Below are 25,632 nucleotides of genomic sequence, written 5' to 3' on the forward strand. Positions count from 1 at the left end.
CGCCCGGCCCTTCCGCCGCCACGCCGTAGGATGGATGCCCGTGGCTCTCACTATCGCAATCGTCGGTCTCCCCAACGTCGGCAAGTCGACGCTCTTCAACGCACTGACCAAGAACACGGTGCTCGCGGCGAACTACCCGTTCGCGACGATCGAGCCGAACGTGGGTGTGGTGAACCTGCCCGACTCCCGCCTCGAGGTGCTCGCCGGGATCTTCGGCTCCGAGCGCATCCTCCCGGCGCCCGTCTCCTTCGTCGACATCGCCGGCATCGTGCGCGGCGCGTCCGAGGGCGAGGGCCTGGGCAACAAGTTCCTCGCGAACATCCGCGAGGCCGACGCCATCGCGCAGGTCATCCGCGGCTTCGAGGACTCCGACGTCGTCCACGTCGACGGCAAGGTCGACGCCGCCAGCGACATGGAGACGATCAACACCGAGCTGGTCCTCGCCGATCTCCAGACCCTCGAGAAGGCCGAGGCCCGCTACGAGAAGGAGCTCAAGGGCAGGAAGATCGAGCCGATCGTGGTCGAGACCGCGAAGAAGGCGCGCGAGTTCCTCGACCAGGGCAAGCCGCTGTCGGCCTCCTCGATCGATCTGGAGCCGATCCGCGAGCTGGGCCTGCTGACCGCCAAGCCCTTCATCTACGTCTTCAACGTCGACGAGGCCGTGCTGACCGACGACGCCCGGAAGGTTGAGCTCGCAGCCCTGGTCGCGCCGGCGAAGGCGATCTTCCTCGACGCGAAGATCGAGTCCGAGCTGATCGACCTCGACGAGGCCGACGCCGCCGAGATGCTCGAGTCGACCGGCCAGACGGAGTCGGGCCTCAACCAGCTCGCGACCATCGGCTTCGACACCCTGGGCCTCCAGACATACCTCACGGCCGGCCCGAAGGAGACGCGCGCCTGGACCATCGGGAAGGGCTGGACCGCGCCCCAGGCCGCCGGTGTCATCCACACCGACTTCCAGAAGGGCTTCATCAAGGCCGAGATCATCTCGTTCGACGACCTCGTCGAGACCGGCTCGATCGCCGAGGCCCGCGCGAAGGGCAAGGCCCGCATCGAGGGCAAGGACTACGTCATGCAGGACGGCGACGTCGTGGAGTTCCGCTTCAACGTGTAGGACGGCCGCGCTCGGCCCGAGGCGCCCGGTTCGCTCGGATCCCCGGATCCGCGAGCCGGGCGCTTCTGCGCGGAGGTGCGGGATCGCCGATCCCGGGAGTCCGACACGAGGCCGGTCACATCCCCGGACGTCCGCCCCGCCCCGTCAGTTCAGCACGTCCCCGATCAGCCAGCTCGACAGCCCGACGAGGGTGCAGACGCCGACGACCACCCAGGCGACGGTCCGGCGGACCGAGCGGGAGACCGCCTCCGAGCTGCGGGGAGTGGGACGCAGCGGCGCCGTGTACGAGGGCGGGACGGTGTAGGTCCGGGCCGGCGGGAGGAGTCGGGGAAGAGCGACCGGACGGCCGTCGACCCACTCGGCGGGCAGCTCAGCGGCCTTCGCGGCCTGCAGCGTGAGCTCGACCTTCAGCGGGGATCCGCGGAGGGAGGCGTAGGCGGCGGCGGTGAGGCCGAGGCTCGCGAGGTGGCGGAGGGTCGGGGCGAAATCCGCCGAGAGGGTCGGGGAGAGCTCGCCCACCCGCTCGCCGTCGAGACGGAGCTCGACGAGGTCGCCGGCCGGGTGCAGGGTCACCAGCAGCAGGCCGCGGCCGCTCGCCGGGACGACCGTCGAGAGGCGGGCGAAGTGCTCGTCCTCGCGCAGGACCGGCAGGCCCCGCGACCAGGGGAGGATCGAGTGGCGCTCGACGGGCGGCTCGTTGAGCGGCACGAGCAGCTCGGGGGCGACGAGGGCGACGCGGAGGACGGCCCGCAGGCCCTCCTCGCCGCGCTCGACCCGGAGGCGCGCGGTCGTGACCGGGACGGCTCCGCTCGCCACGACCCGGTCGAGAGCGGCCCGGTGGGCGGAGGCGTTCGGCAGGTAGCCGAGGACGCGGCCGCCGACCCGGACCGAGACGGCGTCGAGGCCGGTGGGGTGGTCGGGCTCGGGGATCAGGTCGACCTCGAGGGTCCGCTCGTCGATCTCGCCCTGCTCGAGCGTGCGGCCGATCAGATCGGCGATCTCCTCGATCCGCTCGGCCTCGGCGAGGGCGTCGACGCTCGGGGCGCCGTCGGCGTTCGGGAGGCGGTAGACGACGCGCTCCGTGACGGGGGTGACGGGTGCGTCCCGCACCACCGCGGCACTGTCCTGCGCGGAGCGGCGCGCCCCGGTGAACCGCCTGCCGTCCCACCAGCGCATCTCGGCCGCATCGGCCTCGTCGCGGTACCAGCCCGCCGGCGCACCCTCGTCCATCGACCCCCCCCGTTCCTCCGGCGAACGAGTCTACGAGGAGGGCGGGAGCGTCAGAGACCCGGGTCCGTGGCGGCGGGATCCTGGGGGGCGAGCGCGGCCGCGGGCTCTCCCGAAGCGGGGCCGCTCCACGCACCGGACTCGTGCGCCCGAGGGCCGGCGATCCACTCCAGAGCCTCGCGGACGAGCATCCGGACGTGACGCGCGTGGCCGATGGTGACGGGGGCGGGATCCTCGAGGACCTCGAGCAGGCGGTGCAGCACGGCACGGCTCTGCAGTCGTGTCATGGGCCTCACGGTAGGGGCCCGGTCGCTCGGACGGTAGTGCCGATCCGCGACAGCGCACCCGTCTAGGCTCGCCACATGACTCGTCTCGACGGTGCCGTCGTCCTCGTCCTCGGAGCCTCGGGCGGCCTCGGCCGCCTCCTGGCCGATTCGCTGGAGGCGCGCGGTGCCGTCGCGGTGCGCTCGGGGCGCGACTCCGCGGCGCTCGGCGAGACACCCCTGGTCGCCGACCTGCGCGGGGAGGACGAGCCCCGGCGCGTGGTCGCCGAGGTGCTCGAGCGGCACGGGCGCCTCGACGGCGTCGTCGTGGCCGCGGGCGTCGTGGCCTTCGGGCCCTCCGCCGAGCTCGATCCGGCCGTTCTGGAGGAGCTGGTCGAGGTGAACGCGCTGGCGCCGATCCGGGTGCTGACCGCCGCGCTGCCGTCGCTCGTCGCGTCGGCGGGCGAGGGGCGCGAGCCGTTCGCGCTGACCATCAGCGGCGTGGTGGCGGAGGCTCCGACCGCGGGACTCGCCGCGTACTCCGCCTCGAAGGCGGCACTGCACTCCTTCGTGAAGGCCTCGGCCCGCGAGTACAAGCGGGCGGGCGTCCTCCTGCTCGACGCGCGTCCCGGCCACACCGAGACCGAGCTGTCCCGGCACCCTCTCGCGGGAGACGCGCCCCGCTTCGGCGCGGGTCTGGCGCCGCAGGACGTGGTCGACCGGCTGCTCGACGCGGTCGAGGGCGGCGAGACCGACCTGCCTCCTGCGGCGTTCACCGGCTGACGCCGTCCCGAGACGAGGCGGAGCCGGTCGATCCTCGCGGGAGCGCCCCGGATCGAGCACTGCAGCCTCGGTCGCGTACAGCCGTTGTGATCAGCCTGCGCATGCGGCGGCCGGGACCGCGATCGGCGCGGCAGCCCGTCCGACCGTCCTCCCCGCAGACGCGGGGATACCCGCCGTTCACCGGAGCGTCGCACGGGCGCACTAGCGTCCCTCCGTGCCCGACACCGCCGATGACGCCCTCCGTCCCACTCCCGAGCTGCTCCGCACGCTCACGCCCGCCGACGCGCGGGACCTCGTCGTGCTGGACGAGGACGACGACGATCCGGTGCTCCTGCGCCGCGACGGCACGCAGATCGACACCTGGCGCGAGGGCTACCCCTACGACGAGCGGATGTCGCGCGAGGAGTACGAGGCGGGCAAGCGCCTCCTCCAGATCGAACTGCTGAAGCTGCAGAACTGGATCAAGAAGCACGGGCGCCGACTCGTGGTCGTGTTCGAGGGGCGCGACGCCGCGGGCAAGGGCGGCACCATCAAGCGCTTCACCGAGCACCTCAACCCGCGCGGAGCCCGCGTGGTCGCGCTCGAGAAGCCGACCGAGCGCGAGGCCGGTCAGTGGTACTTCCAGCGCTACGTCTCGCACCTGCCGGCCGCCGGCGAGATCGTCCTCTTCGACCGCTCCTGGTACAACCGGGCCGGCGTGGAGCGCGTGATGGGCTTCTGCACGCCGGCGCAGTACGACGAGTTCATCCGCCAGACGCCGCTGTTCGAGCGGATGCTCGTCGGCGACGGCATCGACCTGGTGAAGCTGTGGTTCTCGGTCTCGGCGGAGGAGCAGCGCACCCGGTTCACGATCCGCATGATCGACCCCGTGCGCCAGTGGAAGCTCTCGCCGATGGACCTCGCCTCGCTCGACAAGTGGGGCGACTACACCGCGGCCAAGGAGGCCATGATGGCGGCGACCGACACCGCCGACGCTCCCTGGACCATCGTGAAGAGCAACGACAAGAAGCGCGCCCGGCTCGAGGCCATGCGCTACGTGCTGAGCCTGTACGACTACGACGGACGCGACGAGGAGGTCGTGGGCCCGCTGGGTCCGGACCCGCTGATCGTCGGATCGGCCGCGGACGTGTACGAGCGCGGCGAGCACGCCGCGACGAGCTGACCGGGGGGACGGACATGGGGGAGTCGGGGATCGGCGCGGAGCTGCCGGGGGTGCACCTGCGCTGGCTGGCGCTCGACGAGCAGACGCTGGACGCCGAGCGGCTGCTGCCGCTGCTGAGCGACGAGGAGCGCGAGCGCTACGTCGGCACGGTCGCCGCGTCGGCGGCCGAGCGCTTCGTCTTCGGGCGGGTGCTCCTGCGGATGCTCGCGGCCGAGCTCACGGGGACGCGCGCGTCGGAGGTCCGGGTCGTCGCGTGCTGCCCGCGCTGCGGGGGCGCGCACGGCCGGCCGCGGCTGGAGGGACGCGGGATCGCGCTCGAGCTGCTGTCGGTGAGCATCGCGCACTGCGCGGGCGCCGTCGTGGTCGCGGCGAGCAGCGCCGGTGCGGTCGGTGTCGATGTGGAGCCGACGCTGGGCACGCCCGAGCGCGGGGAGCGGATCACGCGCATCGCCGGGGCGCCCTTCGCCACGGGCGGGATGCGCCCCGCCGACCCCGTCCTGCACTGGACCCGGATCGAGGCCGCGCTGAAGGCGGACGGCCGCGGGCTCGAGCTCGACCCGCGCCGGGTGCACGTGCACGAGTCGCACCACGCGGCGGAGGCGCGGATCGACGGCGTCCGCTTCCGGCTGGCCGAGCCGCAGCTGGACCCCGCGCTGCGGGTCAGCGTCGCCCTCGGGCCGATGGGGGACGCGGGCGCCGGGCCCATCATCGGCTGGCGGCGCGAGCACGGCGACGCGCTCGCGGACTCGCTGGTGTCAGCGCCGGGACGGTAGCGGCGGCAGCTCCTCGTCGAGGAGCCAGGCGTCGAGCAGGTCGTCCACGCCCTCGCCGAGGACCTCGGTGCAGAGCTCGCGGAACTCCTCGTCGGTGACGGCGGCGGAGGCGTAGCGGGACGTCCACTCCCGCAGCAGCCGGAGGAAGGGCTCGTCGCCGACGGTGAGCCGCAGCGCGTGCAGGGTGAGCGCGCCGCGCTTGTAGACGCGGTCGTCGAAGAGTGCGACCGGCCCCGGATCGGCGAGCACGAGATCCTGCGCCGCAGCCCGCAGCACCGCGTGGTGGCGGCGGGCGCAGGCGTCGGCGGTGGCGCGGCCCGACTCCTCCGACCACAGCCACTCCGCGTAGCAGGCGAACCCCTCGTTGAGCCAGATGTGGCGCCACCGGGCGATGCCCACGCTGTTGCCGAACCACTGGTGCGCGAGCTCGTGAGCGATGAGGCGCTCCGAGCCGCCGCGGCCGTCGGCGTGGTTGGCGCCGAACACCGCCATCGCCTGCGCCTCGAGCGGGATCTCCAGCTCGTCCGCCGTGACGACGACGCAGTAGCGGGCGAAGGGGTAGGGCCCGAACAGCCGCGTGAACAGGGCGAGCATGCGCTCGAGCGGAGCGAAGTCGTGCGCGACCCGAGCGGCCAGGGCGGCGGGGCGGGCGAGGGTCACCGCGACCCCGGCGAGCACGCGCTCCTCGATCGCGTAGCGGCCGATCTGCACCGAGGCGAGGTACGCGGCGCTGGGCTCGCGCTGCTCGTAGAGCCAGGTGCGGCGGCCGGAGCGGGCGCTCGAGTCGACGAGCACCCCGTTCGCGAGCACGGCGTAGCCCTCCTCGGCGGTGACGCGCAGGCGGTACGGAGCCTTCTCGGCGACGTCGTCGTTGCAGGGGAACCAGGTGGAGGAGCCGGAGGGCTGCGAGGCGACGAGCACCCCGTCCTCCAGCTCCTCCCAGCCGAGCTCGCCCCAGTGGCTGGCGCGGGGGGCGGGGTGGCCGCTGTACTCGATCTCGACGTCGACGCTCTCGCCGGCGGCCAGCGGCTCGGCGGGGGACACCCGCAGCTTGTGCGGCGCCTGCTCGTGGCGGGCGCGGCGTCCGTCGATCCGGACGCGGGCCACGCGGAGCCGGGAGAGGTCGAGGGAGAACCGCCGGAGCGGCTGCAGCGCGACGATCCGCAGCACCGCCCGGCCGGCCAGGCGGTTCGAGGCGACGCGGTAGTCGAGGTCGAGGTCGTAGGACTCGACGCGGTAGCCGGTGTTCCCGATGCCGGGGACGTAGGGGTCGCCGGCGGTCTCGAGCCCGGTCAGCGCGGGGCTCACGCGACGGGCGCGTGGTAGTCGGCGACGCGCACCTCGCGCCACGGGCCGATCGGGTTGCCGCTCCAGCGGCTGCCCGCGGGCACGAGCTCCCCCCGCATGACGAGCGAGGCCGGGCCGACCGTGCCGTGCTCGGCGATCCGCGCGGCGGGGAGGATCACGCTGTGCGGGCCCAGGGTGGCGCCGGCGTCGAGGCTCACGAGATCCATGCTCATGATTCGATCATGGAACAGGTGCGTCTGCACGACGCAGCCCCGGTTCACGGTCGCTCCGTCGCCGAGCGAGATCAGATCGGCCTCGGGGAGCCAGTAGCTCTCGCACCAGACGCCGCGTCCGATCCGGGCGCCGAGGCTCCGCAGCCACCAGACCAGCGCCGGAGTGCCCGCGGCGGCGTGGGCGAACCAGGGCGCGGCGACCATCTCGGTGAAGGCGTCGGCCAGCTCGCTCCGCCAGACGAACGAGGACCACAGCGGCTGCTCGCTCGGCTCGACCCGCTGGATCAGGATCCACTTCGCGGCGGTGGAGACGGCCGCGGCGACCGCCCCGGCGGCCAGCAGCACGACGCCTCCCACGAGCGCGGCGAGCACCGCCCCGAGCGTCTGGATCAGCGCCAGCAGTCCGGCGACCACGCCGAGGCCGATCGCGACCGAGACGACCACCGGGACGAAGCGGCCGAGCTCCCACGCGATGCGGGCCGCGCGGAGTCGGCGGGCGGGGCGGAAGGTGCGCGCCGACTCCGCCTCGACGACGGTGCGCCGCAGCCGCACGGGCGGTGAGCCGAGCCACGACGAGCCCGCCTTCGACTTCCGGGGCGCGGAGGAGAGGACGGCGACGAGTCCGCCGGCGGGCACAGTGTGACCGGGAGCGGCCATGCCGGAGTTGCCGAGGAACGCGCGCTCGCCGATCTCCGCGCGGGCGAGCCGCATCCAGCCGCCGCCGAGCGCGTAGGAGGCGACGAGCGTGTCGTCGGCGAGGAACGCGCCGTCGCGGATGGTCGTCATCGCGGGCAGGAGCAGCACCGTCGAGGCCTCGACGTCGCGTCCGACCTTCGCGCCGAGGAGCCGCAGCCAGACCGGGGTGAACAGGCCCGAGTAGAGCGGGAAGAGCAGGACCCGCGCGGAGTCGAGCAGCCGCTCCGTCGACCAGACCTGCCAGCCGATCCGACCGCGCACAGGGTGGGTGCCCGGCTCGACGCCCCGGCCGAGCAGGCGCACCAGGACGACGACGAGAGCGGCGAGGACGACTCCGGAGACGGCGACGGCGGGCACGAGGGCGGCGAGAGCGGGCCCGAGCGCGGCGCCGAGGCCGGCCGAGCCGCGCACGGCGGCGGCCACGACGGCGAGCCCGGCCGCGAGGGCGAGGACCGGGACCGCCGCGAGGCCGACCGCGGACGCTCCGTACGCCCAGACCCAGCCCGGGCGGCGCGCCGGGCGCTCCGAGGGGAACCCGGCGTTCGCCCTGCCGAGCCGCTGGGCGGGGGATCCTCCCCAGCGCTGCCCGGCCGGCACCCGCCCGAAGACGGCCGATCCCGGCTCGATCTGCGCGTGCTTGCCGATCCGGGCGCCGGGGAGGAGCGTGCTGCGCGCGCCCACCGTGCTGCCGGCGCCGACCCGGACGGCGCCGACGCGCAGGACGTCGCCGTCGATCCAGTAGCCGGAGAGGTCGACCTCGGGCTCGATCGCGGCGCCGCGCCCGAGCGTGAGCATCCCGGTCAGCGGAGGGAGGGAGTGCAGGTCGACGTCGTCGGCGATGCGAGCGCCGAGCGCGCGGGCGTAGTAGGCGACCCAGGGCGCACCCGCCAGGCTCACGGCCTTGAGCTGGAACGCGATCTGCTCGGCCAGCCAGAGCCGGAGGTGCACGCTCCCGCCGCGCGGGTGGTCTCCGGCTCGGATCCCGCGCAGCAGGGTGCGCGCGGCGAGGACGGTGAGCCCCATCCGCCCGAACGGCGTGAGGAAGAGCGCGAACGCGGGGATCAGTGCGGCGAGCGGAGCGGTGGGCAGCCAGCCGAACCCCGGCACGAGGTCGAGCACCGCGGTGACGGTGAGGATCGCGGTGATCCATCGGGCGCTGCCGAGCACGAGCAGCGGTGCGCCGAGGAGGGTCTGCAGGACGCGCATCCGGAGGGGGACCGGCGCGATGCGGTGAGCGGACACCTCCGCGATGCCCGTCGAGCGGCTCTGGATCTCGGCGGCCATCGCCGCGAGACGCGGGTGGGCGTAGACGTCGGCGACCGTGAACTCGGGGTCGCGCTCGCGGATCCGCGCGACCAGCTGGGCGGCGGCGAGGGAGCCGCCGCCGAGGTCGAAGAAGTTCGCCCGCTCGTCGACCGGCACGCCGAGCACGTCGCGCCAGAGGGCGGCGAGCCACGCCTCCTCGGGGTCGAGGGAGGCGTCCTCGGTCGTGCCCACGGCGAGCGGCCAGGGGAGTGCGGCGCGGTCGACCTTGCCGGAGACGCGGGTCGGCAGCTCCTCGACCACGGCCAGCAGCGGCACGAGGGATGCGGGCAGCTCCTCACGCAGGCGGGCGAGCGCCGCGTCGCGGTCGAGCTCCCGGCCGCCGGCGAGGGCCAGGTAGCCGACGAGGACCTGGTTGCCGGCCGCCGTGGTGCGGACCGCGGCCGCCGCCCCCGAGACTCCGGGGAGCGCCTGCAGCGCCGCCTCGACCTCGCCGAGCTCGATCCGCCGACCGCCGAGCTTCACCTGGTCGTCCGCGCGCCCCTGGAAGACGAGGCCGGCGCTCTCGAAGCGCACCAGGTCGCCGGAGCGGTAGGCCCGCTCCCAGCCCAGGAGCGGTGCCGGCGCGTACTTCTCGGCGTCCTTGACCGGGTCGAGGTAGCGCGCGAGCCCGACCCCGCCGATGACCAGCTCGCCGACCTCGCCCTCGCCGACCCGCTGTCCGTCCGCGTCCACGACGGCGAGCCGCCAGCCGTCCAGCGGCAGCCCGATGCGCACCGGGGGAGGCCCGCCGAGGGGCGCGGCGCAGGCGACGACGGTGGCCTCGGTCGGCCCGTAGGTGTTCCAGACCTCGCGGCCCTCGACGGCCAGGCGCTCGCCGAGCTCCGGCGGGCACGCCTCGCCGCCGAAGATCAGCAGGCGGACGTTCTCGAGCGACTCCGCGGGCCAGAGCGCCGCGAGGGTCGGCACGGTCGAGACCACGGTGATGCCGTGCGTGGTCAGCCAGGGGCCGAGGTCCATGCCGCTGCGGACCAGCGAGCGGGGAGCGGGGACGAGGCAGGCGCCGTGCCGCCAGGCGAGCCACATCTCCTCGCAGGACGCGTCGAACGCGACGGAGAGACCGGCCAGCACGCGGTCCCCGGGGCCGAGCGGCTCCGCCTGGAGGAAGAGGCGCGCCTCAGCGTCGACGAAGGCGGCGGCGGAGCGGTGGCTGACCGCCACTCCCTTGGGGGTTCCGGTGGAGCCGGAGGTGAAGATGATCCAGGCGTCGTCCTCGAGCGAGGGCGGCTGCAGCAGCGGGATCGACGCCGTGCTCGGGTGCGGCGCGCTCGCGGTGAACAGGCGTGCGGCCGGCTCGTCGGCGCCGGTGCGCTCGAAGCGGCCGGAGCCGGTGATCACGCCGCGGACGGCGGCCTCGCCGAAGACGAGGCGCGCCCGCTCCTCGGGGTCGTCCGCGTCCACCGGGACGTACGCGGCTCCCGCGGCGAGGACGGCCAGGATCGCGAGGTAGAGCTCGCGGGAGCCGCTGGGCATGCGGATGCCGACGCGGTCGCCGCGTCGGACCCCTGCGGTGGTGAGCTCGCCCGCGAGCTGCACCGTGCGGGCCAGCAGCTCCCGGTAGCTGAGCGCTCCGGCCGGGTCCTCCAGCGCGGAGGCGTCCGGGTGGCGCTCCGCGGTGTCGCGGAGGACATCGACCAGCGTGCGGGGAGGAGGGGTGGCCGCTCCGGCGTCGAGCACGTCCTGGGGGCCGGCCGTCTCGGTCACGTCTCGTCTCCGTCCCGGCCGCGCGATCGGGAGCGCGGCGGCCGGGGCGACACCGTAGGGAGGCGGGGTGACGCGGAGGTGAACAGGCGGGGTCGGCCCGCCCGGCTCAGTGCGCCATCGGGAGCGGCGCGTCCGACTCCGCCGGGCGGCGGACGAAGAACGCGGCCACGATCGCGACCGTCGCGATCGACGCGCCCCACAGGAACGCGGAGTGGATGCCGCCGGCGTAGGAGGCGACCTCGTCGGCTCCGCCCTGCGCGAGCTCCGCCGACCGGATCGAGAGGACGGTGACGAACAGCGCCGTGCCCGCCGCGCCGCCCAGCTGCTGCACGGTGCCGATGATCGCGCTGCCGTGCGAGTAGAGCGAGGGGCGCACCGAGCCGAGGCCGGCGGTGAACAGCGGCGTGAAGACGAAGGCGAGGCCCAGGCTGAGGGTGACGTGCAGCGAGAGGACGAACCAGGGCGACGAGTCCGCCGCGAGCAGGGTGTACCCCCACAGTGCGCCGGCGACGACGATCGAGCCGGGCACGAGCAGCACGCGCGGGCCGAAGCGGTCGTAGCCGCGGCCGACGAACGGCGCGAGCAGGCCCATCAGCAGGCCGCCGGGGAGCAGGAGCAGCCCGGTCTCCAGCGGAGTGAGGCCCAGCACGTTCTGCGTGTAGAGGGGCAGCAGGATCAGCGTGCCGAAGAGCGCCGACATGCTGACCGCCATCATCGCGATGACGATGGTGAAGTTCGCGGAGGAGAAGGTCCGGAGGTCCAGCAGGGCCCGGTCGGTGCGCTGCAGCAGGAGCTGGCGCGCGATGAAGCCCGCGAGGCCGAGGCCCGCGACGACGAACGGGATCCACGGCGCGACGACCGCGGCTCCGCCCTCGCCGAGGCTCGACAGGCCGTAGACGAGGCCGCCGAAGCCGAAGACCGAGAGGACGACCGAGAGCGAGTCGATCGGGATGGAGCGGGGCTCGGTGACGTTCTCGACCTTGCGCAGGCCCAGGAGCAGCGCGCCGATCGCGATCGGCAGCACGATCCAGAACATCCAGCGCCAGCCGAGGAAGTTGAGAATGACGCCCGAGATCGTCGGTCCGACGGCCGGAGCCACCGAGATGACGATCGAGATGTTGCCCATCATCCGGCCGCGGATCGCCGGGGGCACCAGCGTCATGACGGTCGTCATCAGCAGCGGCATCATGATGGCCGTGCCGCCGGCCTGCACCACGCGGGCCGCCAGGAGGACCGCGAAGGTCGGGGCGAGCGCGGCGGTGAGCGTGCCGAGGCTGAAGAGGATCATCGCGGCGGCGAAGAGCGTGCGGGTGTGCAGCCGCTGGATCAGGTAGCCCGTGATCGGGATGACCACGGCCATCGTGAGCATGAAGGCGGTCGAGAGCCACTGGCCCACGTGCGCCTCGACGTCGAAGTCGCGCATGAGGTCGGGCAGCGCCACGCTCATGATCGTCTCGTTGAGGATCACGACGAACGCCGACACCAGCAGGAGGCTGATGACCAGGCGGCTGCGCGGCTCGAGGGTCGTGGCGGCGGCGGGTGCGGCGGGCCGCGCGGCGGGAAGGGTGCTGCGCTCGGTCACAGGTGTTCTCCGGTCGTGAGGGGATCGGTGTGAGGGGCGCATCGACGGCTCGACTCGCGGGCGCGGATGCGGGGTACGGAGGGAGAACAGCGGCGGACGCCCCGGACATTCCCGATCGACGGGGATCCGCTGCGAGAGGTCTCAGGCGAGGGCCGCGGAGAGCGCGGAGGACGCGGCCTCGGCCTCCTCGAGCGTGGCGCCCTCGCCGAAGCTGAACCGCACGGCGGTCCGGGCGACGTCGGGGTCGAGGCCGAGGGCCAGCAGCGCGGGCGAGGGCTCGTCGCGCCCGGCGGCGCACGCCGAGCCGCTCGAGACGACGACGCCGCGCTCCTCCAGCTCGAGGAGCGTCGACTCGCCGCTGCGCCCGGGGACGGCGTACGCCGCGATCGAGGGGAGCCGGTGCGCCGCGGAGCCCAGCGGCACGGCCCGGGGCGCCAGGGCCGCGACCCGCTCGGCGAACGCGTCCCGGACCGCTCCGACCCGTGCCGCGCGGTCCGGATCGAGCAGGCGCACCGCGGTGCCGAGCGCGACCGCGAAGGCCACGTTCTCGGTGCCCGAGCGCCGCTCCCGCTCCTGGCCGCCGCCGTGCAGCAGGGGCTCGAACGGGAGCCGGCTGCGCAGCAGCAGCGCCCCCACGCCCTTCGGCGCCCCGAGCTTGTGCCCCGAGACCGAGACCGCGTCGGCGCCCCAGCCCGCGACGTCCAGCCAGCCGGCGGCCTGGACGGCGTCCACGTGCAGCGGCACGCCCCGCGATCGGCAGAGCGCCGCGATCGCCGGCACGTCCTGCACCGTCCCGATCTCGTTGCTCGCCGCGAGCACCGAGACCAGCGCGGTGTCCGGCCGGACCAGCGCGGCGAGCGCGTCGAGGTCGAGCAGGCCGGTCGCGTCGACGGGGGCCGTCGACACCTCGAAGCCGTGCAGGCGCCGGAGGTGGTCGGCCGACTCGACGGTCGCCTCGTGCTCGAGCGCCGAGATCACCAGGTGCCGTCCGCTCGGCGATCCCAGCGCGAGGCCCTTGACCGCCGTGTTGATCGACTCCGTGCCGCCGGAGGTGAAGAGCGTCTCGGAGGCGCGGCCGCCGAGGAAGCGGGCCACGTGAGCGCGCGCCGCCTCCAGCGCGCGCGCCGCGGCGTCGCCGAGCGAGTGGCTGCTCGACGGGTTGCCGTACTCCGCGGTGAGGAACGGCCACATGGCCTCCAGCACCTCGCGGCGCACGGGCGAGGTCGCGGCGTGGTCGAGGTAGATCACTCGACCGCGATGTCCAGGCCGAGGTCGAGCGAGCGGACGCTGTGGGTGAGCGCGCCGACGGAGATCACGTCGACCCCCGCCTCCGCGATCGCGCGCACGGTCGAGAGGTCGACGCCGCCGCTCGCCTCGACCACGGCCCGCCCGCCGATGAGGGCGACGCCCTGGCGGAGCAGCTCGGGGGTGAAGTTGTCGAGCATGATCGTGTCCGCGCCTCCCGCCAGCGCGGGCTCGATCTGGTCGAGCCGGTCGACCTCGACCTCGAGGTGCGCCGTGTGCGGGATCGAGGCGCGCGCCGCCCGCAGGGCCGCGGTCAGGTCGATCCCGCGCGCGGCGAGCACCGCGAGGTGGTTGTCCTTTGCCAGCACCGCGTCCGAGAGCGAGAAGCGGTGGTTGCGGCCGCCGCCGCTGCGGACGGCGTGCCTCTCGAGCGCGCGCAGGCCCGCCGTGGTCTTGCGGGTGTCGACGATGCGGGCGCGCGTCCCCTCCACCGCGGCGACGTACTGCGCCGTCAGGGTGGCGATGCCGCTCATCCGCTGCACGAGGTTGAGCGCGACCCGCTCGCCGCGGAGCACGCCGCCCGCGGGGCCCTCGATCCGGGCGAGGGTCTGCCCGGCCTCGAAGACCGCGCCGTCCTCTACGAGCACCGAGCAGCGGATCCGGGAGTCGACCTGCCGCATCGTGCCGACGAGGACGGCGCCGCCGCTGAGGACGCCGGGCTCGCGGGCCATGAGGGCGGCGCTCGCGGTGGCGTCCGCGGGGAGGAGGGTGTCGGAGGTCAGGTCGCCCCAGGGCGCGTCCTCCTCGAGGGCGAGGGTGACGACGCGGTCGATGCTCTGGCGGGTCAGCACGGAAGGGCCGCCTCTCTGGTGGGGGCGGCGGCGCTCGCCGTCGCGGGGTCGGGGGAGTCGGTGCGGTGGTGGGCGCCGACGGAGTGCGTGCGCGCGAGCGCGGCGTCGATGAGAGCGAGGGCGCAGGTCAGCAGGTTCGCGTCCTCGAGCGTCCTCAGTCCGAGCGGAGCGGGCGAGGCGGAGGCGACGAGCACGTCGCGCGCCGCTGTGAGCCCCGCCGCGTTCCGGGAGAGGCCGGCTCCCGCCCACATCGCGTCCTGGAGAGCGGCGCGGTCGAGCGTCATCGGGACGACGGCGCGGGGAGGGGCGACCGGGCCGCCGCTCCAGGAGAGGGAGTCGAGGGCGAGCGCCGCGCGGCGCGCGAACACGACGCCCTCGAGCAGGCTGTTGGAGGCGAGGCGGTTCGCGCCGTGGACGCCGGTGCGGGCGACCTCGCCCACTGCGAGCAGCCCGGGGAGGCTGGTGCGCCCGTCCAGGTCGGTCGCGATCCCGCCCATCCAGTAGTGCGCGGCCGGAGTCACGGGCAGCAGGTCGTCGGCGAGCGAGAGCCCGTTCTCGCGGCAGGCCGCCGAGATCGTCGGGAACCTCTTCGCCAGCACCTCGGAGTCGATCGCCCGGGCGTCCAGGTGCACGGGCAGTCCGCCCTGCAGCCGCATCCGCTCCGCGATCGCGCGCGCCACGACGTCGCGCGGCGCCATCTCGGCCTCGGGGTGCACCCCGGCCAGGAACCGCTCGCCGGCGGCGTCGCGCAGCACCGCGCCCTCGCCGCGCACCGCCTCCGAGACGAGGAAGCCGCCCGGCAGCGCGAGCGTGGTCGGGTGGAACTGGTAGAACTCCAGGTCCGCCGTCTCCGCTCCCGCCCGCAGGGCGGCGGCGAGTCCGTCCCCGGTCGCGACGGACGGATTGGTGGTGTGCCGGTAGAGCTGCCCGGCGCCTCCGGTGGCCAGCACGACCGCGTCGGCCGCCAGGCGCTCGAGCACGCCGTCGTGCAGGACGTCGGCGCCCGTGACCGAGCCGCCCTCCCCCACCAGGTCGACCAGGGCGGCGTGCTCGCGCACCTCGACGGACGAGGCCCGCACCGCCGCCACGAGAGCGGCCTCGATCGCGGCGCCCGTCGCGTCGCCGCCGGCGTGCAGGATCCGCGGACGCGAGTGGGCGCCCTCGAGTCCCCGCGCCAGCTCGCCGCCCTCGCGGTCGAAGCCGACGCCCCACTCCTGCAGCACCGCGACAGCCTCCGGCCCCTCGGCGCAGAGCACCTCGACCGCCGAGCGCACGGCGAGGCCCGCACCGGCGGTGAGCGTGTCCTCCACGTGCAGCGCCACGGAGTCGTCCGGCGCCGTGACCGCGGCGATCCCGCCCTGCGCGGCGCGCGTCGACGACTCCGCCAGCGCGCCCTTGGTGACGAGCAGCACCTCGTGGCGGTGCTGCGCCGTCAGCGCGGCGACCAGCCCGGCGATGCCGCTGCCGACGACGACGACCCGCGCCATGTCAGACCGCCGTCGGCCCGGCGGGCGGAACGGCCGCGAGCATCCGCTCGAGGGCGGTGCGCGCCTCGGCCTGCACCGATTCCGCGACCTCGATGCGGTTGAGCACCGTCCCCGCGACCAGTCCCTCGAGCACCCAGGCGAGGTAGCCGGGGTGGATGCGGTACATGGTCGAGCAGGGGCAGACCACGTCGTCGAGGCAGAAGATCGTGTGCTGCGGGTACTGGACGGCGAGGCGCTGCACCAGGTTGATCTCGGTGCCGATCGCGAAGGTCGATCCCGCGGGTGCCGCCTGGATCGCCTTCACGATGTAGTCGGTCGAGCCGTACTCGTCGGCCGCGTCGACGACCGCCATCGGGCACTCCGGGTGCACGATCACGCGCACGCCCGGGTGCTCGGCGCGCGCCTTCGCGATCTGGGCCGTCGTGAAGCGCTTGTGCACCGAGCAGAAGCCGTGCCAGAGGATCACCTGCGCGTCCAGGAGCGTCGCGGTGTCGGAGCCGCCCTGCGGCTTCCGCGGGTTCCACATCGGCATCCGCTCCAGCGGCACGCCCATCGCCTTGGCGGTGTTGCGGCCGAGGTGCTGGTCGGGGAAGAACAGCACCCGCTGCCCGCGCGCGAACGCGTCCTCGAGCACGGTCGCCGCGTTCGAGGAGGTGCAGACCACGCCTCCGTTGCGGCCGCAGAACGCCTTCAGCGCGGCGGAGGAGTTCATGTACGTGACCGGGACGAGCGGCACGCGGCCGTCGGCGTCCGGCTCGGTGCCGTAGAGCTCGGTGAGCTCGGCCCAGGCGTCCTCGACGGAGTCGATGTCGGCCATGTCCGCCATCGAGCAGCCGGCCGCCAGGTTCGGGAGGATCACGGCCTGCTCCGGTCCGGAGAGGATGTCGGCCGTCTCCGCCATGAAGTGCACGCCGCAGAAGACGATGGCCTCGGCGTCGGGCCGGCTCGTCGCCGCCTTCGCCAGCTGGAACGAGTCGCCCACGTAGTCGGCGTACTGCACCACCTCGTCCCGCTGGTAGAAGTGCCCGAGCACGACGACCCGCTCGCCGAGCGTCTCCTTCGCCGCGAGGATGCGGTGGTGCAGCTCGTCGGCGCTCGCCGTCGTGTACTCCTCCGGCAGACGTCCCTGGACCGGGGCGTCGGCCGGGATCGGGTCGGCCTGGGAGGCGCCGGGCCCGTAGGCGGGCAGGCCGAGGTCGAACGACCAGGGGGCCTCCGCGAGCTCGGGCGCGCAGGTGGCGCCGGGCGCGGAGCCGCCCTCGATGAGCCGGATGGTGCTGTCGACGGATGTCACGGTGTTCTCCTCGTGAGGCGGGTGGGGGAGTCGGGCGGCGCGCTCAGACGGGCAGCGGGCCGTTGTCGACGAGCGCCGCCGACTCGTCGTAGCGGTAGAGGCGCGGGGGACGGTGGCGGGTGCCCGTCAGGCGCTCCCCGGTGGGCACCACGGTGCCGGAGCTCTCGATCGTCCGGCGGAAGTTGGCCGGGTCGAGGGGCTTCTGCAGGACGGCCTCGTGGACCTCCCGCAGCTGGGACAGGGTGAAGGCGCCGCCGAGGAAGGCCTGCGCGATGCGGGAGTACTCCATCTTGTTGCGCAGGCGCCAGAGGGCGTAGTCGACGATCAGTCCGTGGTCGAAGGCGAGCTCGAGCGGCAGATCGGTGCAGAGCCAGGCGACGTTCTCTCCCACGATGGCCTCGTCGGCCTCGGCGGAGCGCACGAGCGCCCAGTAGACGATCGACACGACGCGGTCCTCACCGGGGGAGCGGTCGGTGCCGCCGACGGCGTAGAGCTGCTCGAGGTAGCGCGGAGCCAGGCCGGTGGTCTCGCGGAGAGTGCGGCGGGCCGACTCGGCGAGATCCTCGTCCGGATGCAGCGGTCCGCCGGGCAGTGCCCAGAGTCCCTCGAACGGCTCGCGGATGCGCCGGACGACGGGGATCCAGACGGTGCTCGCTCCGGTCTCCGGGTGCGGCCGCAGGGCGAAGATCACCGTCGACACGGCAAGCTGCACGTCCGGCATCCGATGCCCCCTACTAAGAGTCGCACCGACTGTAAGTGCTGGGATCAGCTTAGTGTCACCAACACCTGAACACCTAGCGGGAGAAGCGACACGCCGCTACGGGCCCGCCCCGCCCGCTAGGCTGACCGCACAACCGAATACCGGGCCGCAATACGCGACGCGGGAGAGCCGACTCAGGTCGGCACCGAAGGAGCAAGCCTCCCCGCCAATCTCTCAGGTCTTGTACCGCGTCGAACTGGCCACTCTGGAAAGCGATCCGCTCGGATCCGCCCATGGTGAAAGCGCTCGACCCCTCGGGGCGGCGCGAATCTCTCAGGCTCCACGACAGAGGGGGAGTTCCCACGGCACTGCTGTGCTCTGCCGCGAACGCGGCGCGAGTCCAGCACTGCGACGAAATGGAGAACTCATGTCCGAGACCCCGACGACCAGCCCCGAAGCCCGCTACTCGCCCCTGCACGAGGTGCACGTCGCCGCCGGCGCGTCCTTCACCGACTTCGCCGGGTGGCAGATGCCGGTCCGCTACTCCGGCGATCTCGCCGAGCACCACGCCGTGCGCACCGCCGCCGGCCTCTTCGACCTCTCGCACATGGCCGAGATCCTCGTCGTCGGCCCCGAGGCGGTCGACGCCCTCGACTACGCGCTGGCGAGCGACATCTCGGCCGTCGCCGCCGGCCGCGCGAAGTACACCCTTCTCCTGGAGCGCACGGGCGGCGTGATCGACGACCTCGTCGTCTACCGCACAGGCGAGGACCGCTTCATGGTCGTCGCGAACGCGGCCAACCGGCACATCGTCGTCGAGACGCTCCGCGACCGCACCGCGATGTTCGAGTGCGAGCTGTTCGACGAGAGCGACGACGTCGCCCTCATCGCGCTGCAGGGCCCGCGCTCGCTCGAGATCCTGCAGAACGTCCAGGGCCTCGCCGTCGAGACCGAGCGGGGAGCGGAGTCGGTGCTCGACACGGACGACGCCGCCCGCCTGCTCGCGGAGCTGCGCTACTACCGCGCCGTGCCCGCGACCTTCGAGGCGCACCCGATCCTGATCGCGCGCACCGGGTACACGGGCGAGGACGGCTTCGAGATCTACGTCTCGCCCGACTCCGCTCCCACGCTCTGGCAGGCTCTCGCCGAGACCGGCGCCGGAGCGGGCCTCGTCCCCGCCGGCCTCGCCGCCCGCGACACCCTCCGCCTCGAGGCGGGCATGCCGCTCTACGGCCACGAGCTCTCCCGCGACGTCTTCCCCGCACAGGCCGGCCTCGGCCGCGTCGTCGCCTTCGGGAAGCCGATCGACTTCGTCGGCCGCGCGGCCAGCGAGGAGGGTCCCTCCGGAGACGCTCCCGTGCTCGTCGGGCTCGTCGGCGAGGGCCGCCGCGCCGCCCGTGCCGACTACACCGTCCTCTCCGGCGACGACGAGGTCGGAGTGGTCACCAGCGGCGTCCTCTCGCCGACCCTGGGCGTCCCGATCGCGATGGCCTACGTCGCCCCCGCCTCCGCGCAGCCCGGGACGGCGCTCGCCGTCGACATCCGCGGCACGCGCCTCCCGATGACCGTCACCGAGCTCCCCTTCTACTCGAGAAAGAAGAACTGACATGGCCGTGCCCACCGAGCTGCAGTACACCTCCGACCACGAGTGGATCCGGGTCGACGGAGAGGTCGCGACCGTCGGCATCACCGCCTACGCCGCGGACAAGCTGGGCGACGTCGTCTTCGTCGAGCTCCCCGAGGCGGGAGCCCGCGTCGAGGGCGGCAGCGTCGTCGGCGAGATCGAGTCGACCAAGTCGGTGGGCGAGCTGTTCGCCCCCGTCGACGGCGAGGTCCTCGAGACCAACACGGCCGTCGTCGACAGCCCCGAGCTCGTCAACTCCGATCCGTTCGGCGAGGGGTGGCTGATCCGGGTCCGCTTCGACGCCCTGCCCGACGGCCTCCTCGACTCCGCCGCCTACACCGAGCTGGTCGGCGAGTAGATGGCGGCCACCAGGACCCCCGGCGCCTTCGAGTCCCGCCACATCGGGACCGACGCCGACGCGCAGCGCACCATGCTGTCGGCTCTCGGCTACGACTCCGTGGAGGAGCTCGTCACCGCCGCCGTCCCCGAGTCGATCCACGTCCGCGACCTCCCGCAAGTGCTGCCCGCTCCGGCCACCGAGACGGAGGCGCTCGCCGAGCTGCGCGCCCTCGCCGCGAGGAACACGGTGCGTCGGCCGATGATCGGCCTCGGCTACTACGGCACGCACACCCCCGCGGTGATCAAGCGCAACGTGCTCGAGAACCCCAGCTGGTACACGGCCTACACGCCGTACCAGCCCGAGATCTCGCAGGGGCGCCTGGAGGCGCTGATCAACTTCCAGACGATGGTCTCCGACCTCACCGGCCTCGACACGGCCGGCGCGTCGATGCTCGACGAGGGCACGGCCGTCGTCGAGGCCATGCTGCTCGCGCGCCGCGCCTCGAAGGCGCGCACCGACGTCTTCGTCGTCGACTCCGACGCTCTCCCGCAGACCCTCGCGCTGCTGCGCGGCCGGGCGGAGGCCGTCGGCATCCGCATCGTCGAGCTCCCGCTCTCGCGCACCGCCGCGGAGGAGGTGCCGGAGTGCTTCGGCGCCCTCGTGCAGTACCCCGGCGCGTCCGGGCACCTCTGGGACCCGTCGGCGGTGCTCGCCGCGGTGAAGGCCCACGGCGGCCTGGCCGTCGTCGCCGCCGACCTGCTCGCGCTGACCCTGGTGCGCTCGCCGGGCGAGCTCGGCGCGGACGTCGCGGTCGGCACCACGCAGCGCTTCGGCGTCCCGCTGGGCTTCGGAGGACCGCACGCCGGCTACCTCGCCGTCCGCAAGGGACTCGAGCGCCAGCTGCCCGGCCGCCTCGTCGGCGTCAGCCAGGACGCGGACGGCCACCCCGCCTACCGCCTGTCCCTCCAGGCCCGCGAGCAGCACATCCGCCGCGAGAAGGCGACCTCGAACATCTGCACCGCGCAGGTCCTCCTGGCGGTCATGGCGGCGATGTACGCGGTCTACCACGGACCGGACGGGCTCGCCGCGATCGCCGAGCGCGTGCACGGCCGGGCCGCGCTCCTCGCGCGCCTCCTCCTCGACCGGGGCCACTCCCTCCGGCACGCCGACTTCTTCGACACCGTCTCGGTCGTCGTGCCCGGCGGCGCGGAGGCGGCGGTCTCCCGCGCCCGCCAGGCCGGCTTCGACGTGCGCCTGGTCGACGCCGACACGGTCTCGGTGTCGATCGACGAGACGGTCACCGACCTCGAGGTGATCGCCGTCGCGACCGCAGTCGGGCAGCTGGACTCGTCGTTCGGCTTCCTCAGCGGCTCCGCGCGGAGCATCCCCGCCGAGCTCGACCGCCGCACGCCGTTCCTCGTGCACCCGGTCTTCAGCAGCCACCACAGCGAGACCTCGATGATGCGCTATCTCAAGCGCCTCGCCGACTCGGACTACGCGCTGGACCGCGGCATGATCCCGCTCGGCTCCTGCACCATGAAGCTCAACGCCGCCACCGAGATGGAGGCGGTCAGCTGGCCCGAGTTCGCGGACCTGCACCCGTTCGCCCCCGAGGCGGACGTGCAGGGCTCCCTGGCGCTGATCGACCAGCTGGAGGGGTGGCTCGCCCACCTCACCGGCTACGACTCCGTGTCGCTCCAGCCCAACGCCGGCTCGCAGGGCGAGCTCGCGGGCCTGCTGGCGATCCGCGGCTGGCACCGGTCGAACGGCGACGAGGACCGCACGGTCTGCCTGATCCCCTCGAGCGCCCACGGCACCAACGCCGCGAGTGCGGTCCTCGCCGGCATGCGCGTCGTCGTCGTGGCCTGCGACGAGCTCGGCAACGTCGACCTGGACGACCTCCGGGCGAAGATCGCCGAGCACGCGGGCTCCCTCGCCGCGCTGATGATCACCTACCCGTCGACCCACGGCGTCTACGAGCACGAGGTCGCCGAGATCTGCCGCCTCGTCCACGAGGCCGGCGGACAGGTGTACGTGGATGGCGCGAACCTCAACGCGCTTCTGGGCTTCGCCCGCTTCGGAGACTTCGGCGGCGACGTCTCGCACCTCAACCTGCACAAGACGTTCTGCATCCCGCACGGCGGAGGCGGTCCCGGCGTCGGTCCCGTCGCCGCGAAGGCGCACCTCGCGCCGTTCCTGCCCGGCCACCCGCTCGCGCAGCGGCTCGAGCACGGCGTGGGCACGCAGGGCGAGCGGATCGTCCACGGCGGCGCACCGGTGTCGGCAGCGCCCTACGGCAGCCCCGGCATCCTGCCGATCTCGTGGGCGTACGCCCGGATGATGGGCGAGGAGGGCCTGCGGGCCGCGACCGGGGCGGCCGTCCTCTCGGCCAACTACGTCGCCGCGCGCCTCCGCGAGCACTACCCGGTGCTCTACACGGGGGACAACGGGCTCGTCGCCCACGAGTGCATCCTCGACATCCGTCCGCTGACGGCGGCGACCGGAGTGACCGTGGACGACGTCGCCAAGCGCCTCGTCGACTACGGCTTCCACGCCCCGACCATGAGCTTCCCCGTCGCCGGGACCCTGATGGTCGAGCCGACGGAGAGCGAGGACCTCGCCGAGATCGACCGCTTCATCGACGCGATGATCGGGATCCGGGCGGAGGCCGACCGCGTCGGCGCGGGGGAGTGGCCGGTGGACGACAACCCGCTGCGCGGCGCCCCGCACACCGCCGAGTGCCTGACGGCCGAGGAGTGGACGCACCCCTACAGCCGCGAGCAGGCCGTCTACCCGGTCCGCTCGCTGGTGCGCGGCAAGTACTGGCCGCCGGTCCGCCGGATCGACCAGGCCTACGGCGACCGCAACCTCGTCTGCGCCTGCCCGCCCATCGAGGCCTTCGCCTGAGCCGCCCGCACGCGCTCGTCCGCAACCGAGGGTGAGAGAGCAGGAACGGAGCCTCGAGCCCGTCCTGTCATCTCCCACCCTCGGCTGCGGATACCGTCGGTCCCGCACAGGCGCGGAGTGGGTCGCAGTCCTCCCGATCCGGGGGGAACGGCGCACGGCGACTCCGATGCACGAGGGAGCCCGACCGTGGGGAACGCGTGGTGGAGATGCCGGCAGGGCTCGACGGAGTAGCGACGAGCGAGCAGCTCCACCGTGCGGGCGTCACGCCGCGGCAGTGGAGAGCCGCGGCGCGGTCCTGCGGCTCCTCGGATGCGATCGGTCCGACGTCACGTCCGCGGAGCCGGCGGCGCGAACAGCTCGGGCCAGAGGGCGACGGCCAGCGGGTAGCCGACGAAAGAGACGATGTCGATGATCGAGTGGGCGATCACCAGGGGCAGGGTGCGGCCGAAGCGCTGGTAGAACAGTCCGAACACCAGGCCCATGACCACGTTCCCGATGAAGGGCCCGATGCCCTGGTACAGGTGGTAGCTGCCCCGGAGCAGCGCGCTGGTCACCAGGATCCGCCACCGCCCCCAGCCCAGATCGCCCAGGCGGGCGAAGAGGTACCCGATCACGACGACCTCCTCCTGCACTCCCGCCCGGATCGCGGAGAGCACGAGCACGGGCACCGTCCACCAGTACGCGTCCAGCGGCGAGGCCACCACCGCCACGGTGATGCCCAGCGCGCGTCCGACGGCGTACAGCGCGATGCCCGGCGCGCCGATCGCCACCGCGAGGACGGTCCCGGTCCCCAGGTCCGCGAACGGCCGGCGCAGGTCGAGCCCCAGGCGCCCGAGCGGACGGCCCGAGCTCTGCCAGAGCAGGAACGCGCAGAGGGCCACCGGCACCAGGTCGAAGAAGAGCGCGAGCAGCTGGTAGACGAGGTCGAAGCCCGGGCGGTCGCTGAGGGCGCCGTTGATCGTCGCGGTCTGGTCGGCCAGCGCGGTCGAGCGGGTGAGCCGATTGGCGATGGAGACCACCGAGTAGACCGCGGAGGCGCCCAGCGAGAGCCCGAGGACCAGCAGGATCTCGACGCGGATCCGGCGGCGTCCGGGCGCGGATCCTGACAGGTCGGTGGACACTCCGTGCGTCTCCTCTGAAGTCGATGTGTTGCGCGACGGCCGCCCGGCACGCACGTTTCGTGCAGAACAGCGCAAGGATTCCACCTCCCGGTTACCGCTGTGTAACGGTTGCCACATGCTTTTGTGCAGATAGCGGGCGAATACATAGTCTCGTTGAAGGCATCCGCGCGACGGCCACCAGTCTCGTGCGCCGCCGCCGTCGCCACGCGCACGGCACTCCACGCGTCAGGGAAACCACTTCTCGCGCGCCCCCACATCACTGGAGGAATAGTGAACATCAGACGTTACGGATTCGGGGCTCTGGCGCTCGTCGCCGCGAGCACGCTGGTCCTGGCCGGCTGCAGCAGCTCGAACGACTCGGGCGGAGGTGCATCGGGAGGCGACGCCGCCGCGATCATCTCCACGAACGGCTCCGAGCCGCAGAACCCGCTGATCCCGACGAACACCAACGAGGTGGGCGGCGGCAAGATCCTCGACGAGATCTTCGCGGGCCTGGTCTACTACGACGCCAAGGGCGCCCCCGAGAACGACGTCGCCGAGTCCATCGAGTCGGACGACGCGCAGAACTACACGATCAAGATCAAGTCGGGCCTGACCTTCACGAACGGCGACCCGGTCACCTCCAGCTCGTTCATCGACGCCTGGAACTACGGCGCCAAGCTGTCGAACAACCAGCTCAGCGCGTCGTTCTTCTCGAACTTCGAGGGCTTCAGCGACACCGAGGACAGCGAGCTCACCGGCCTCAAGGCCGTGGACGACACCACCTTCACCGTCGCGCTCAAGTCCCCGCAGTCGGACTTCCCGATCAGCCTCGGCTACTCGGCGTACTACCCGCTGCCCGCCGCCGCGTTCGACGACATGGCCGCCTTCGGTGAGAACCCGATCGGCAACGGCCCGTACAAGCTCGACGGCGACGACGCGTGGCAGCACGACGTCCAGATCGAGCTCGTCAAGAACGACGAGTACACCGGCCCCCGCGAGGCCCAGAACGGCGGCCTGAAGATCGTCTTCTACGCCACCCAGGACGCCTCCTACGCCGACCTCCTCGGCGGCAACGTCGACGTGATCGACCAGATCCCGGACTCCGCCTTCGGCACCTTCGAGAGCGACCTCGGCGACCGCGCCGTGAACCAGCCCTCGGCCGTGTTCCAGTCCTTCACCATCCCGGGCCGTCTCCCGCACTTCGACGGCGAGGAGGGCCAGCTCCGCCGCCAGGCGATCTCGATGTCCTTCGACCGCAAGGAGATCACCGACGTGATCTTCGAGGGCACCCGCACCCCGGCCTCCGACTTCACCTCCCCGGTGATCGACGGCTACAGCGACGCCCTCTCCGGCGCCGACGTGCTCGAGTACAACCCCGACGAGGCCAAGGCGCTGTGGGCTCAGGCCGACGCGATCAGCCCCTGGGACGGCACCTTCAAGATCGCCTACAACGCCGACGGCGGCCACCAGGGCTGGGTCGACGCGGTGACCAACTCGATCAAGAACACGCTGGGCATCGACGCCGAGGGCGACGCGTACCCGACCTTCGCCGAGGCGCGCACCAAGATCGTCGACCGCTCGATCGAGACCGCGTTCCGGACCGGATGGCAGGCCGACTACCCGAGCCTCTACAACTTCCTCGGACCGCTCTACGTGACCGGCGCCTCGTCCAACGACGGCGACTACTCGAACCCCGAGTTCGACACCCTGCTCCAGCAGGGCCTGTCGGACGCCGACGCCGACGCTGCGAACAAGACGTTCCAGCAGGCCCAGGAGATCCTCCTGAAGGACCTCCCGTCGCTGCCCCTGTGGTACGCGAACGTGACCGGCGGCTACGGCGAGGGCGTGTCGAACGTCGAGTTCGGCTGGAACTCGGTGCCGCTCTACTACGAGATCACCAAGAACTAAGCTCGAACCACTGGGGCGCTTCGCCC

At 73.3% G+C, this 25,632-nt stretch carries 19 protein-coding genes and 1 riboswitch; of the genes, 8 read left to right on the forward strand and 11 right to left on the reverse strand.

The genetic code is table 11. From position 1 onward, the window contains the following. Positions 1 to 40: 40 nt before the first annotated feature. On the forward strand, positions 41 to 1,114 hold the full coding sequence (ychF, locus tag C5D66_RS01230; protein ID WP_104255102.1) for a redox-regulated ATPase YchF: 1,074 nt from the start codon (positions 41 to 43) through the stop codon (positions 1,112 to 1,114). Between the two features lie 144 nt (positions 1,115 to 1,258). On the opposite strand, the gene C5D66_RS01235 is transcribed toward ychF, so the two are convergent. Together C5D66_RS01235 and C5D66_RS01240 are read right to left on the reverse strand one after the other, a co-directional pair. Then, complete coding sequence (locus C5D66_RS01235) at positions 1,259 to 2,344, reverse strand: DUF2510 domain-containing protein (protein ID WP_104255095.1); 1,086 nt, start codon at positions 2,342 to 2,344, stop codon at positions 1,259 to 1,261. 50 nt (positions 2,345 to 2,394) lie between these two features. Next, positions 2,395 to 2,628: a hypothetical protein gene (locus tag C5D66_RS01240; RefSeq protein ID WP_146078402.1), complete on the reverse strand. Its 234-nt coding sequence runs from the start codon at positions 2,626 to 2,628 to the stop codon at positions 2,395 to 2,397. Positions 2,629 to 2,703: 75 nt separating this feature from the next. On the opposite strand from C5D66_RS01240, the gene C5D66_RS01245 reads away from it, so the two are divergent. The 3 genes from C5D66_RS01245 (at position 2,704) to C5D66_RS01255 (ending at position 5,322) form a co-directional block, all read left to right on the forward strand. Continuing rightward, positions 2,704 to 3,387, forward strand: a complete 684-nt coding sequence (locus C5D66_RS01245) for an SDR family oxidoreductase (RefSeq protein ID WP_104255094.1) — start codon at positions 2,704 to 2,706, stop codon at positions 3,385 to 3,387. Positions 3,388 to 3,688: 301 nt separating this feature from the next. Next, the gene (ppk2, locus tag C5D66_RS01250) at positions 3,689 to 4,549 is read left to right on the forward strand and encodes a polyphosphate kinase 2 (protein WP_244229668.1); all 861 of its coding nucleotides are present in this window, start codon (positions 3,689 to 3,691) and stop codon (positions 4,547 to 4,549) included. A gap of 14 nt (positions 4,550 to 4,563) precedes the next feature. Beyond that, positions 4,564 to 5,322 carry a 4'-phosphopantetheinyl transferase superfamily protein gene (locus tag C5D66_RS01255; RefSeq protein WP_104255093.1) on the forward strand — a complete coding sequence of 253 codons (759 nt, stop codon included), beginning with the start codon at positions 4,564 to 4,566 and terminating at the stop codon, positions 5,320 to 5,322. On the opposite strand, the gene C5D66_RS01260 is transcribed toward C5D66_RS01255, so the two are convergent. The 8 genes from C5D66_RS01260 to C5D66_RS01295 all read right to left on the reverse strand — a co-directional run bounded on the left by C5D66_RS01260 (position 5,305) and on the right by C5D66_RS01295 (position 17,745). Then, positions 5,305 to 6,630, reverse strand: coding sequence for a M1 family metallopeptidase (locus tag C5D66_RS01260; protein WP_258061199.1), 1,326 nt, complete (start codon positions 6,628 to 6,630; stop codon positions 5,305 to 5,307). The two genes, C5D66_RS01255 and C5D66_RS01260, sit on opposite strands and share 18 nt — an antisense overlap. Further along, the gene (locus C5D66_RS01265; protein ID WP_258061198.1) at positions 6,627 to 10,565 is read right to left on the reverse strand and encodes a Pls/PosA family non-ribosomal peptide synthetase; all 3,939 of its coding nucleotides are present in this window, start codon (positions 10,563 to 10,565) and stop codon (positions 6,627 to 6,629) included. The genes C5D66_RS01260 and C5D66_RS01265 overlap by 4 nt, the downstream gene beginning before the upstream one ends. Positions 10,566 to 10,671: 106 nt before the next feature. Next, positions 10,672 to 12,189 (reverse strand): DHA2 family efflux MFS transporter permease subunit, encoded by a 1,518-nt coding sequence (locus C5D66_RS01270; RefSeq protein ID WP_104255091.1) that lies wholly within the window; start codon positions 12,187 to 12,189, stop codon positions 10,672 to 10,674. Positions 12,190 to 12,288: 99 nt separating this feature from the next. After that, a complete protein-coding gene (locus C5D66_RS01275) occupies positions 12,289 to 13,395 on the reverse strand; it encodes a cysteine desulfurase family protein (protein ID WP_104255090.1) in 1,107 nt (368 codons plus the stop codon). After that, a complete protein-coding gene (nadC, locus tag C5D66_RS01280; RefSeq protein ID WP_104255089.1) occupies positions 13,392 to 14,243 on the reverse strand; it encodes a carboxylating nicotinate-nucleotide diphosphorylase in 852 nt (283 codons plus the stop codon). Before nadC ends, C5D66_RS01275 begins: the two co-directional genes overlap by 4 nt. Continuing rightward, the gene (nadB, locus tag C5D66_RS01285) at positions 14,237 to 15,730 is read right to left on the reverse strand and encodes an L-aspartate oxidase (RefSeq protein ID WP_104255088.1); all 1,494 of its coding nucleotides are present in this window, start codon (positions 15,728 to 15,730) and stop codon (positions 14,237 to 14,239) included. Before nadB ends, nadC begins: the two co-directional genes overlap by 7 nt. A gap of 1 nt (position 15,731) precedes the next feature. Further along, positions 15,732 to 17,024 (reverse strand): quinolinate synthase NadA, encoded by a 1,293-nt coding sequence (gene nadA, locus C5D66_RS01290; protein WP_104255087.1) that lies wholly within the window; start codon positions 17,022 to 17,024, stop codon positions 15,732 to 15,734. Between the two features lie 43 nt (positions 17,025 to 17,067). Further along, complete coding sequence (locus tag C5D66_RS01295) at positions 17,068 to 17,745, reverse strand: NUDIX domain-containing protein (RefSeq protein WP_104222969.1); 678 nt, start codon at positions 17,743 to 17,745, stop codon at positions 17,068 to 17,070. Positions 17,746 to 17,895: 150 nt separating this feature from the next. Beyond that, positions 17,896 to 17,983: riboswitch (glycine riboswitch) on the forward strand. A gap of 168 nt (positions 17,984 to 18,151) precedes the next feature. Between C5D66_RS01295 and gcvT the strand changes: the two genes are divergently transcribed. The 3 genes from gcvT to gcvP are packed head-to-tail and all read left to right on the forward strand — an operon-like array spanning position 18,152 to position 22,595. Beyond that, a complete protein-coding gene (gene gcvT / locus C5D66_RS01300; protein WP_104222970.1) occupies positions 18,152 to 19,330 on the forward strand; it encodes a glycine cleavage system aminomethyltransferase GcvT in 1,179 nt (392 codons plus the stop codon). 1 nt (position 19,331) lies between these two features. Continuing rightward, positions 19,332 to 19,706, forward strand: a complete 375-nt coding sequence (gcvH, locus tag C5D66_RS01305) for a glycine cleavage system protein GcvH (RefSeq protein WP_104225540.1) — start codon at positions 19,332 to 19,334, stop codon at positions 19,704 to 19,706. Further along, positions 19,707 to 22,595 carry an aminomethyl-transferring glycine dehydrogenase gene (gcvP, locus tag C5D66_RS01310; protein ID WP_104255086.1) on the forward strand — a complete coding sequence of 963 codons (2,889 nt, stop codon included), beginning with the start codon at positions 19,707 to 19,709 and terminating at the stop codon, positions 22,593 to 22,595. 326 nt (positions 22,596 to 22,921) lie between these two features. Here gcvP and C5D66_RS01315 read toward each other — a convergent pair whose 3' ends face one another. After that, positions 22,922 to 23,716 (reverse strand): CPBP family intramembrane glutamic endopeptidase, encoded by a 795-nt coding sequence (locus C5D66_RS01315; RefSeq protein WP_258060338.1) that lies wholly within the window; start codon positions 23,714 to 23,716, stop codon positions 22,922 to 22,924. Between the two features lie 270 nt (positions 23,717 to 23,986). Here C5D66_RS01315 and C5D66_RS01320 point away from each other — a divergent pair, with 270 nt between their 5' ends. Next, positions 23,987 to 25,606: an ABC transporter substrate-binding protein gene (locus tag C5D66_RS01320; protein ID WP_104232745.1), complete on the forward strand. Its 1,620-nt coding sequence runs from the start codon at positions 23,987 to 23,989 to the stop codon at positions 25,604 to 25,606. Positions 25,607 to 25,632 lie beyond the last annotated feature (26 nt).

It is taken from the genome of Rathayibacter sp. AY1B4 (genome assembly GCF_002932815.1).
Taxonomy (GTDB): Bacteria; Actinomycetota; Actinomycetes; order Actinomycetales; family Microbacteriaceae; genus Rathayibacter.